Consider the following 11,050-nt stretch of genomic DNA (forward strand, 5'->3'; position numbering starts at 1 on the left):
CCTAATAGTAATATAAGATAATATACGATCCTTCTTCTTGTGTATATGCACTACCTAATACTGGTGATGTATCAATTACAACACCATATGATAAACTAGCTTTTTCTTCATCCGTTAGTGAACTAGTATCTAATGTTCCCAATCGAACATCCGCACCTAATTCTTCCATCATGCTTTGAGCTTGATCAATTGGCATGTTTTTCAAATCAAATGGGATAACAATAGTTGGATAATTAGAGTAAACTAAGCGAATCTCTGTTGCTGATTCTGGATTGAACTGTTGCCCTGCTTGAAGTATTTCTTGTCTAATTACTTGTCCTGCAGGAACATCAGCATTTTCCTCTGATACTGTATAAATACGCATATTCTTATACTGACTTAAATCCGCTTTTGCTTCTTTTTGATTCCATCCTGTATAATCTTTTACCTTTACTCCAATACCACTTGAAACTGTAACTTGAACGCGTGACCCCTTTTCAACATCAGTTCCAACCTCTGGATTAACTGCAATGATTTGTCCTTTAGGTGTATTATCTGTTAATTGATAAGTTATATTTGACGTATCTAAATTTAAGTTATTCTCTGCGCAAATATCATTAGCTTCCGTTATTGTTAAACCAACTATATTTGGTACTTCATAATTTCTAATAATTGGATCTAATACTCCTGTTAAGGTAATCAACATATAACCAACTCCAAGAGTAAGCAAAATGATTAGTCCTGCAATTAACTTTGGTAAAATTGATTTCTTTTGTTTAATTGGTTTCTTTTTCTTTGTTACTTTTTTATTTGGTTCTTCTTCAAGTTGATTAAATGCCATTGTTCTATTGTCATCGGCTTTAGATGTAAATACTAATTTTTTATCTGCAGCATGATCTGGCATTAAACATTGATTCAAATCATTCAACATTTCCAAACATGATTGATAACGATACATTTTATTTTTAACAGTCGCTTTAATAATAATATTTTCAATTGATTGTGGTAATGAAGGATTAAATTCTCTTACAGATGGAATTTCATTACGCATATGTTTAAGTGCTACTTGTACTGGTGCATCAGCTTGGAATGGTAATTCTCCTGTCAACAATTCAAAGAATACAATACCTAATGAGTAAATATCACTTTGATTTGTTGCGGATTCTCCCCTAGCAAGCTCTGGTGCAAGGTAATGTACTGAGCCCATAACTGAGTCAGACTGTGTTAACTGCAATGCTCCTTGAGCTAAAGCGATACCAAAGTCCAACATTTTTACTGTTCCATCCGGTTTTATAATTACATTTTGTGATTTAATATCACGATGGATAATCCCTTTACGGTGTGCTTCTGCGGTTGCACCAATTAATTGTTTCATAATCGCAATAGCCTCTACTTTATCAAGAGCCCCACGTTGATTTATTAATTGTTTTAAAGTCCTACCACGGATATACTCCATAACAATGAAGTGTTTTCCTTTATCTTCCCCAACATCATATATATCTACAATATTAGGATGAGTTAATGCTGTCGAGGCACTTGCTTCACGTTGAAAACGCAATAAATTTACAGGATCATTGCTTAAATCACCACGAAGTATTTTAATCGCAACTTCTCGATTGAGGATAATATCAACCGCCACAAAAACATCAGCCATTCCACCCTGACCAATATGTTTAGTTAATATATATCGATTTGCTATAGTTTCATTCATCGGTTGTCATTTGCCTCCAATTCTATCAAGATAATTGTAATATTATCAAATCCACCTACTTTTAATGCTTTATTAAGTAAATTTCTAACTTTTAAAGTTGTGCTTAATTCTTTACTAAGCATTATCTTAGTAATGATTTCATGTTCAACATATCCATACAAGCCATCACTACAGATTAAGAAAGAATTAATTCTCTCAGGATGTTCATCAATATCAATTCTAACATTGTCCCAAACACCTAAAGCATTTGTTAAGACATTTTTCTTAGGATGAAACTCTGCTTCTTCTTGTGTAATTTCACCAGATTTAACCAAATCATTTACTAATGTATGGTCTTTTGTAATTGGAATAAACCTTCCATCAGGATAAGCACAATAAACCCTACTATCTCCTATGTTAACAATGAATCTTCCAATCTTACATATTAGAACTCCCACAAAAGTTGTTCCCATACCTTTATAAACATTAGATGTAGTAGACTTAGAAAATATTAAATCATTCGCTTTTAATATATGGAAACGTATCCAACGAATTACATCTTCTTCATCAACAAATCCTTTATTTTCACTAAATACTTTAGAAAAATAGTCAATGGCAATTTTTGAAGCAACATCACCAGCGCGTCCTCCACCAATTCCATCACAGACAATAGCAAAAACATCACCCACCTCGTTTGAAGCGATGACATAATTATCTTGATTAGTTTTGCGAACTAGCCCTTTATCTGTTACTCCATAATAACGCATCGAGCAATTAACCCCTTTCGTGTTTTGCGCGTAATTGACCACATGCTGCATCAATATCATCACCGTGTTTTGCACGTAGTGTTGCTTTTACTTTATTCTTCATTAAACTATCATAAAATCTTAATGCTGATTTTGAATCACATGTCTTAAATCCATGTTCATCTACTTGATTGTATGGTATTAGATTTACATAAGCATTCATACCTCTTATTAAATTTGCTAAGGTACGAGCATCTTCATCACTATCATTAACACCTTTCAATAATACATATTCAAATGTTAATCGGCGATTATTTTCTTCACTATATTTACGTAAAGCTCCCATTAATTCTTTCAATGGATAAGCATGATTAATTGGCATTATTTGATCTCGCAATTCATCACTTGGTGCATGTAAAGATATAGCTAAGTTATATTGTACATGTTCTTTAGAGAACTTTTCAATCATTGGAACAATACCACATGTACTAATTGTAATGTGTCTTGCACCCAACGCTAATCCTTTGTCATGATTTATCGTACGACAAAAATTCATTACATTGTCGTAATTATCAAACGGTTCTCCAGTTCCCATAATTACTAGATTAGAAATTCGTTTATCTTCTAAATCTAATTCTTTTTGAACATATAGAACTTGAGCTACAATTTCACCACTTGTTAAATCTCTTTGTTTTTTTAGTAATCCAGAAGCACAGAATTTACATCCCATGTTACATCCTACTTGTGACGTAACGCAAATGCTTTCTCCAAATTCATAATGCATTAAAACAGTCTCTATTAAAGCCCCATCTTGAAGTTTAAACAAGTATTTAGCGGTTTTATCTTTCGCAACTTGTTTCGCAACTAATTCAAGAGGGTTAATACAATATTCTTGTGACAATTTTTCAATTGCTTCTTTTCCTAAGTCTGTCATTTCATTAAAATCAGAAATACGCTTACGATAAAGCCATTGAAAACATTGATCAGCTCTAAATTTTTTCCATCCAAAACTTAAAAATAATTCTTCTAAGCCTGCATAACTATAATCATAAATTGTTTTCATTTTTTCACCACTGTACTATTCTACCACAAAATGCTAGTTTTTTAACATCTTCGCCACATAGAAACCATCTTTTGTTGTTTCTGTAGGCAAGATAGTTTTTTCACAAATTAACTCGAATTCTGGATGAGTTTTTATAAACCCTTGTATTTGCTTATCATTTTCTTTTTTATTAAGGGTACAAGTACTATAGACCAAATAGCCACCCTTTTTCAATAAATTACCAGTTGAATCTAAAATATCCTTCTGCAATTGCACTATTTCATCAATGTTTTCTGGTTGAATCTTTTGTTTTATCTCTGGTTTTCTACGTAAGACCCCCAGTCCTGAACATGGTGCATCAACAAGAATTCGATCAAATGATTCTGGTGGATACTTTTGATTTAATTCCATAGCATCCCCTACAATAACATTGGTATTGGTAACTCCTAGTTTTTTCATTAAATCTTCCACTAGTTTTGCTCGATGTTCATGAATTTCATTAGCAATGATACTCCCTGTATTATTCATCATCATTGCAATTTGAGACGTTTTTGTTCCAGGAGCACTACACGTATCTAATACTTTCAATCCTTCAACTAATTCTAATTCTTTGGCAACTTGTTGAGAGGATTCATCTTGAATAATAATCTTACCTTCTCTAAATAAATCATTTTGTACTAAGTTAAAATCCGCAACAAATGCTACATCGTCTAAAAAATGTATTCCTTCAACTTTTTCTAATTCTTCCTTACTTATTTTTAAGGTATTTATTCTTCCAACTACTAAAGCATCTTGGTTATTTGCTTCTACAATTTTTTCCATTGTTTCAGAACCATAATGAGATTTCCATAAATTGATTAGCCAATCTGGATGACTGGTGCAAATACCTAAATCATCACTTTCTAATTTACCACGACTTACCACTTTTCTTAAGACTGCATTAACTAATCCTTTAACAGATTTTGGTGCAAGGTCTACTGCTTCATTAACAATTGCATACGTAGGTACTTTATCCATAAAGAATAATTGATATACACTCATATCTAACAAAATAGCTACTTCTTCACTACACTTCTTTTCCATCAAATCTACCCATTGAAAACGACAATAGCGATAATTTCTCAACGTACCATATACAATTTGAGTAACTAATCCTTTGTCTTTTTCTTCAACATCCTCTATTGCCTTGCGCATCATTAAATTAGCGTATTGACCCTCAATACCTATTTTACATAAACATGTATACGCTACTTTTCTTGCGTTCATTCATTTATCTCCTCATTCCAATATCATTGGATTTACATCTACTTTAACTTGTGGACATCCACTTTGCTGAGTAATTTTTTTAACTACACTACCTACTTCAATTTTCATTTGTTCTAAGTTTTTACCTTTAATTAAAATACGATAACGATATGTATCTTTTATACGAATCAATTCAGATGGACCCAATACTTTGTAATCACCATTTAATTCTTGTCGTATTTTTTTAGTCCATTCTTTTGTTTTGTTTTTATCTTTATCTAAAACCATAACTGAAATCATATAGTTGTATGGAGGATATCCTCCCACATGTCTAAATTGCATTTCATAACTAAAGAATGCTTTGTAATCTTGTTGTAAAGCTGTTTTAATCGCATAATGATTTTCATCAAACACTTGAACTACAACCTCACCCGGTTTATCGCTTCTTCCGCTTCTACCCGATGCTTGTACTATTAAATCAAAAGTTGCTTCAACACTACGATAATCACTACGATTTAAGCCCGTATCTCCGTTGAGAACTCCTACTAACGTAACATTAGGATAGTCTAATCCTTTTGCTATCATTTGAGTACCAACTAAAATATCTGCATTGCCATTTGCAAATGTTTCCAATAAACGTTCATGACTATTTTTACGCATTGTTGTATCAGCATCCATACGAATAATTTTTTTATTTGGATAACGCTTAGTTAATTCTTCTTCTAAACGCTGTGTACCAAATCCAAAATTAGAGAATCCTGATTTTGACTTACATGATGGACACTCATAAATATTTTGGATTACCTCACCACAAGTATGACATTTTAATGTTCGATCACTTGCATGATATGACATCGCTAAATCGCAATGAGGACACATTACTACCTCTTGACAAGCATTACATCTAAGAGTAGTGCTATACCCTCTACGGTTCAACAATAAGATTACTTGTTGTCTATTCTCTAAACACAAGTCAATTTTCTTAAGTAATAAGTTACTAAGAATATAAGATTCGCCCTTTTTCATCGTATCTTTTAAATTAACACAATGAATAATAGGCAAATTGTTGTTGATTCGTTCATTCATTTCCACTAATTCATATACCCCTTTAACAGCACGCGCATATGATTCTAATGATGGGGTTGCACTTCCTAATATGACTTTACAACCAAATGTATTAGCACGATGTATCGCAATCTCTCGGCAATGATATTGTGGCGTATTGTCTTGTTTATAGGATGGATCATGTTCTTCATCCATGATAATTAAGCCAAGTTTAGTAAATGGCATAAATACAGCAGATCTAGTACCAACAACTACATGAACTCTATTTTCCTTAACAAGTTTAAACTGCTCATATTTTTCCTGAGGATTTAAACCTGAATGATATATCGCAACATAACTACCAAAACGGCTTTTAACACGTTCAACCATTTGTGGAGTTAAACTGATTTCAGGAACTAAAAATAATACTTGTTTACCTTCATTAACAACATCTTCTGCAAGTTGTAGATATATTTCAGTTTTTCCACTACCCGTTAACCCATGCAACAATGTTACATTTTTATCACTCTTTTTAATTGCTAACATCGCATCATTTTGACATGTGGATAACTCTAGTTTAGGTTTAAGTAAAACTAATTCATCTAATACTGCGCTAGCTTCTTTTTCAAATACTATTAACGCTCCTTTATCAACACAAGTTTTTACTGCTGAACCAAATTCCTTACGTAATTTAGATGCTGACATTTCTTTGTTTTGTTTTACTACTTCTACCAATTGATTCTGTTTAGGTGTCAATACGCACACCTCATCACTAACCTTAACCCATTCTTCCATTTTTATAGTTTGTTTATTAGTTGAAGGTTTAACTTTTGATGGAAGCATTGTCTTAAAACAAGTTATTGTTGGTGATATAGTATCACAAGCCATCCATTTAGCTAATTCTAGTAACTCATCTGTAAGATACGATTCATCATCTAACACGCTTAAAATAGGCTTACAATCAAAGCCTTTTATTTTATTTATCTGATTTAAATCATCATACTTAGTAACTGACTCAACAAAGCCAATTATTTCTCTATTATTAAAATTAATACACACTCTAACACCAGGAACAATCGAATCATCTTCTGATACATAAGAATATGTTTTATCAAGTTGCAAAGTAGGATGTTCTATCCAACATTCAATAAGATTCATAAGACTATCCTCCTAGTTTATTAATTTTAACATAAAATAAGCAAGCCACCCAAAGAAAAAAGACACCGAAGTGTCCAAATTAATTCTAATTTGAATATTGTTCAACTATTTGAAGATATTCATCTACAACTACAATATCGTCAAAATAGAATCCTTCTAAAACTTTATCGAATGGTCCAATAGGTTGAACCCTAGTATGTTTAGCTAGATCAATCATTGTTTCCGCTTGATCCATTTGATAAATAGACAGTCTCATTGATACTACCAATTTCTCATTTTCTTTAAAGGAATTACAATGATCCATAATGAAATCATTAGAAACATTCATATCATCACTACTAATAGTTGTTAATAACTCACCCTGTGGTAAATCCACAAATACTTTATCATTTAATTCTAATTTATTTTGTGTATAAACTTCAAAATAAATATGATTATCATCCATTGGTCGAACAAGTGCACAAGAATTCAACGAATTGTTAAATACATCATTAGTCAAATAGATTTCATCATGTAAAATGACGTAGTCTTGTATAACACTATTTACACTGTCACTTTGAGGATGTAAGGAATACAATAATTTACCATTTTTTGAATATTCTTCTGATAATCCATGATGTTCATTTGTTGTATAAATTAAATCCAACAAGATATCTCCTGTTTGCTTATCAACAAAACTAAAAACTATATCACCCTTTAAATAATCATCTCTATCTTCAAGGATAATCTTAGGTGCAGACATTTTAAATAAGTCATTATCTAAAACCTTTACACCAAATTCTTTATCATAGATTTTAAAGTAATACTCAGTCCCCTCTGTTGTCTCAAGTTTATCAATATCGTGATTAGAAACTCCACCAGAAATCTTACCATTTGAACATGATGCAAGTAAAAAACTACTTATTATAAGGAGAATACTATTTATTAATATACGTCTTTTTAATTTAGCTAAGTTTATATTCACAATAACTCACTACTTCCTTTTTCTAAATTCAATTTTATCACTTAGATACAATTTTTGTTCATGATGAATCTCTGATTCTTCTTCACTATAATAGCTCAAATCATAGCTTAAATCACCATTAGAGTTTACAATACGATAACCATTGTCAAAAGAAGCAACTAGATTTCCAGTATATATATTGCTTTCACAGCACGAATACGCTGCATTAAATCCTTTATCTATAACAAAAGGATAAATCTCCTCAAAGAATCCAGGTTCAACAAAACTCTTAAAATAAATCCCAAAGGTATTATTATTACCATTTTGCCCTACCACAACATGTTCATTTACTTCATCGGGAATTAAGATTTGAGCAAAATCATATTCACCTTGTAAAGTATATACTCGTTTACCATCTTCAACTATATAATTTAACTCTTGTACATTCGGATAACCTGGCCATTTTTCAAAGGGTGCTGCATTTTCATATTCTGAATCAACAATAACATTTGAAATCAAAAATGTTTCTCTTTGTTTCAACTGGTTATAAATACTTACTTCGATTTTTTTAAGTTGATTCACTAACTCGTCTATATTTGTATTTTCAAGTGATACATATGTTTGATATGAACTAGAATCTTTATCTATTGTATCAATATTACAATTCTTATATATTTCTGTATCAAATTCAAATACATTATTATAATCTCCATATCCCAATGTATCACTAAAGTTTCTAAAATCAAAATTATAATTCGCCCATGAAGTATGTGGGTATGCCATAAGTATTCCTATGAATGCTTTATTATCATCACTAGGTATAACCACTGTACAACTTTCAACTTTCTTTAAATCATTTTTAACAGATTGTAATTGGTTATGAATTCTAACTTCCAAACTTCCAAATACTTTTCCAACATTTTCCTCACTTAGTTCATTTGATACATCTAACGAAATTGTTGCATCATCATATACAACTAAATATTGAAAATAGGATGCCGCTATATATCCCCTAGAAACAATAATTCTAGTTATCTCCTCCTCGGTATTTTTATCTAAAATTGTAACTAGTTTTGATCCCATTAAATTATCATCATATCCTGTTATTGTTTCATCATAACTTTCAATATTGAACATTTCTTCTTCACTTATTGTATGAACTTCTCCAATCTTTATTGGATTATCTTCATTATATGAAAGTGTAACTAATCCATCAAAAAAATCATAAATACTTCTATTTTCTTCACTTATCATTACAACATCATGATCTATTTGTATTCTGTTTTCATCTATTTTTTTACTACAAGATACAAGTGTTGAAACAAGACATGTTAAAACTAAAGAAATTATTATAAAGCTTCTACCTTTTGATTTCTTTTTCATATCTACTAAGTTCAATAATCGTTCTTTTAATGTTTTCTTATCTTGATTAAATCTTGTTGATAAAACAGTATTACTATTTTTTATTTGACTACGCAAAACTTGAAGAATTGTAGCGCCATAATCTTTGCGATAAACTAAATCTTTATTTCTTAAAACAATTTCATCACAAGATAATTCAATATCTTTGTCTGCTTCCTTAAGCATTATATAAACTAATGGGTTAAACCAGTGGATACAGCAATTTAACATGAGAATCCATTTAAACAAAATATCATGTCTTAAGTAATGCACATATTCATGCTTTAAAATCATGTTCATTTGATAATCATTTAAATTAAGATCATTAATAATTATTTTAGGATGTATTAGTCCCACTAACATCGGACTCGATACAAGCTTACTTTGAACTATTTTTATTTTATCTTTTTTATCAATGTTCTTTAAAATTGCTAATACATTTTCTTCTATACTTTCTTCACTGGTTCGAATTAGATGTTTAAAGCGAACATATTTAACTATTTGTACAGTAAGCATCCATGTAAATCCAACTAACCAAATTAGTATTACTGATTCCATTAAAGTTATCGTTTTACTATTTGTATCTATTTCCAAATCAACTGGTGCATCAACAAAAAAGGAAGCTCCCATACTTGTTGTCTCAGAACGACTTAATTCATTTTGGGTATTATTCGCATTCAAATAAATTGTTTTATTTGGTATTTTTACTTGATAGGAACTAGGCAAAGAAATATTAAATGGAAGTAATAGCCTAACAGCGATAAATAACCAAATAAAATAACGTACACTAGTTGCATAATGATGTTTACACAATGGTTTGATTAACATTAAAAAACCAATACATATTGCCATCGTAACTGAAACCTCAATTAACATTAAGAACATTTTTTCCATAGTTGGTCTCCCTTTATTATATACAGTTATTTTCCCGCTTTTTTAAGTATTTCCTCTAATTCATCAATATCTGACTTACTTAACTTAGTCAAATCTATTAATGAAGTTACTAAACTCTTTACTGAATTATTATGTACTTTTGTCATAAACCATTCCGTTTCACATGATTTATAATCCTCTTCTTTTACTAAGGGTTCATATAACTTTAATCGACCTTCTTTTTTTAAAATTACAAAATTACGCTCATATAATCTAGCAAGTAAGGCTTGTATTGTAGACATAGTCCAATTATTATCTTGGCAGAATTCCGCAATTTCACTTGTTTTTAATGGTTTCCCTTGTTGCCATAGGATATTCATAATTTCTAATTCTGATTCTGGTAATCTTTTTAGATTCATTCTTCATCACTCCTTTAAATAATTTAGTTATCTACATTTGTCAATTTAAATATATATTTCTTCTCTACGTTTGTCAATATAGAAATTAAAACAATAGAGATTGTCATTCGACAATCCCTAGGAAGTTACTTCATTTTACTTAAAATAGATTCTAATTCATTTAACTCATTATCATCTAACTCTTCTGTTTCAACCAAAGATAATATAAGTGATTTAAGTGATCCATTATGGATTTTATTATAAAGCCAAGTAGTTTCTAACTTCTTATATTCTTCCTCTTTTAAAATACTATAGTAATATTTTAATCTTCCCTCTTTCTTACTACCTACATATCCTCTTTCTTCTAACCTTGTTAATAACACTTGAACCGTTGACATCGTCCAGGACTTATCAAGTTTCTCTAGAATTTCACTAGTTTTAATTGGTTCTTTTTGTAACCACAAAACATTCATAACATCAAGTTCAGAATCTGGTATTTTTTTTATAGCCATCATTATTTTTACCTTTCTA

Annotated in this window: 9 protein-coding genes; all 9 read right to left on the reverse strand. The window is 30.6% G+C overall.

The annotated features are described in order from the left end of the window. Position 1: 1 nt before the first annotated feature. The 9 genes from pknB to RR430_RS01300 all read right to left on the reverse strand — a co-directional run bounded on the left by pknB (position 2) and on the right by RR430_RS01300 (position 11,034). Positions 2-1,690, reverse strand: coding sequence for a Stk1 family PASTA domain-containing Ser/Thr kinase (gene pknB, locus RR430_RS01260; RefSeq protein WP_332486845.1), 1,689 nt, complete (start codon positions 1,688-1,690; stop codon positions 2-4). Further along, positions 1,687-2,436, reverse strand: a complete 750-nt coding sequence (locus RR430_RS01265; RefSeq protein ID WP_332486844.1) for a Stp1/IreP family PP2C-type Ser/Thr phosphatase — start codon at positions 2,434-2,436, stop codon at positions 1,687-1,689. The genes pknB and RR430_RS01265 overlap by 4 nt, the downstream gene beginning before the upstream one ends. 7 nt (positions 2,437-2,443) lie before the next feature. After that, positions 2,444-3,478, reverse strand: a complete 1,035-nt coding sequence (gene rlmN / locus RR430_RS01270; protein ID WP_332486843.1) for a 23S rRNA (adenine(2503)-C(2))-methyltransferase RlmN — start codon at positions 3,476-3,478, stop codon at positions 2,444-2,446. A 33-nt stretch (positions 3,479-3,511) separates the two neighbouring features. Continuing rightward, positions 3,512-4,723 (reverse strand): 16S rRNA (cytosine(967)-C(5))-methyltransferase RsmB, encoded by a 1,212-nt coding sequence (rsmB, locus tag RR430_RS01275; protein WP_332486842.1) that lies wholly within the window; start codon positions 4,721-4,723, stop codon positions 3,512-3,514. Between the two features lie 12 nt (positions 4,724-4,735). After that, positions 4,736-6,904 carry a replication restart helicase PriA gene (priA, locus tag RR430_RS01280; RefSeq protein ID WP_332486841.1) on the reverse strand — a complete coding sequence of 723 codons (2,169 nt, stop codon included), beginning with the start codon at positions 6,902-6,904 and terminating at the stop codon, positions 4,736-4,738. An 85-nt stretch (positions 6,905-6,989) separates the two neighbouring features. Beyond that, the gene (locus tag RR430_RS01285) at positions 6,990-7,868 is read right to left on the reverse strand and encodes a hypothetical protein (RefSeq protein WP_332486840.1); all 879 of its coding nucleotides are present in this window, start codon (positions 7,866-7,868) and stop codon (positions 6,990-6,992) included. 9 nt (positions 7,869-7,877) lie between these two features. Continuing rightward, complete coding sequence (locus tag RR430_RS01290; protein ID WP_332486838.1) at positions 7,878-10,142, reverse strand: M56 family metallopeptidase; 2,265 nt, start codon at positions 10,140-10,142, stop codon at positions 7,878-7,880. 26 nt (positions 10,143-10,168) lie between these two features. Then, on the reverse strand, positions 10,169-10,540 hold the full coding sequence (locus tag RR430_RS01295; protein ID WP_332486836.1) for a BlaI/MecI/CopY family transcriptional regulator: 372 nt from the start codon (positions 10,538-10,540) through the stop codon (positions 10,169-10,171). A 125-nt stretch (positions 10,541-10,665) separates the two neighbouring features. Then, entirely contained in the window at positions 10,666-11,034 is a 369-nt protein-coding gene (locus RR430_RS01300; protein ID WP_332486835.1) for a BlaI/MecI/CopY family transcriptional regulator, read from the reverse strand. Between the last annotated feature and the right edge of the window lie 16 nt (positions 11,035-11,050).

Origin of the sequence: Anaerorhabdus sp. (assembly GCF_036641015.1) — a bacterium.
GTDB lineage: Bacteria > Bacillota_I > Bacilli_A > Erysipelotrichales > Erysipelotrichaceae > Anaerorhabdus.

Excerpts from the sequence above, each read along its gene's own strand:
- pknB (WP_332486845.1), bottom strand. The coding sequence starts at position 1,690 with ATGAATGAAACTATAGCAAATCGATATATATTAACTAAACATATTGGT.
- RR430_RS01265 (WP_332486844.1), bottom strand. The coding sequence starts at position 2,436 with ATGCGTTATTATGGAGTAACAGATAAAGGGCTAGTTCGCAAAACTAAT.
- rlmN (WP_332486843.1), bottom strand. The coding sequence starts at position 3,478 with ATGAAAACAATTTATGATTATAGTTATGCAGGCTTAGAAGAATTATTT.
- rsmB (WP_332486842.1), bottom strand. The coding sequence starts at position 4,723 with ATGAACGCAAGAAAAGTAGCGTATACATGTTTATGTAAAATAGGTATT.
- priA (WP_332486841.1), bottom strand. The coding sequence starts at position 6,904 with ATGAATCTTATTGAATGTTGGATAGAACATCCTACTTTGCAACTTGAT.
- RR430_RS01290 (WP_332486838.1), bottom strand. The coding sequence starts at position 10,142 with ATGGAAAAAATGTTCTTAATGTTAATTGAGGTTTCAGTTACGATGGCA.
- RR430_RS01295 (WP_332486836.1), bottom strand. The coding sequence starts at position 10,540 with ATGAATCTAAAAAGATTACCAGAATCAGAATTAGAAATTATGAATATC.
- RR430_RS01300 (WP_332486835.1), bottom strand. The coding sequence starts at position 11,034 with ATGATGGCTATAAAAAAAATACCAGATTCTGAACTTGATGTTATGAAT.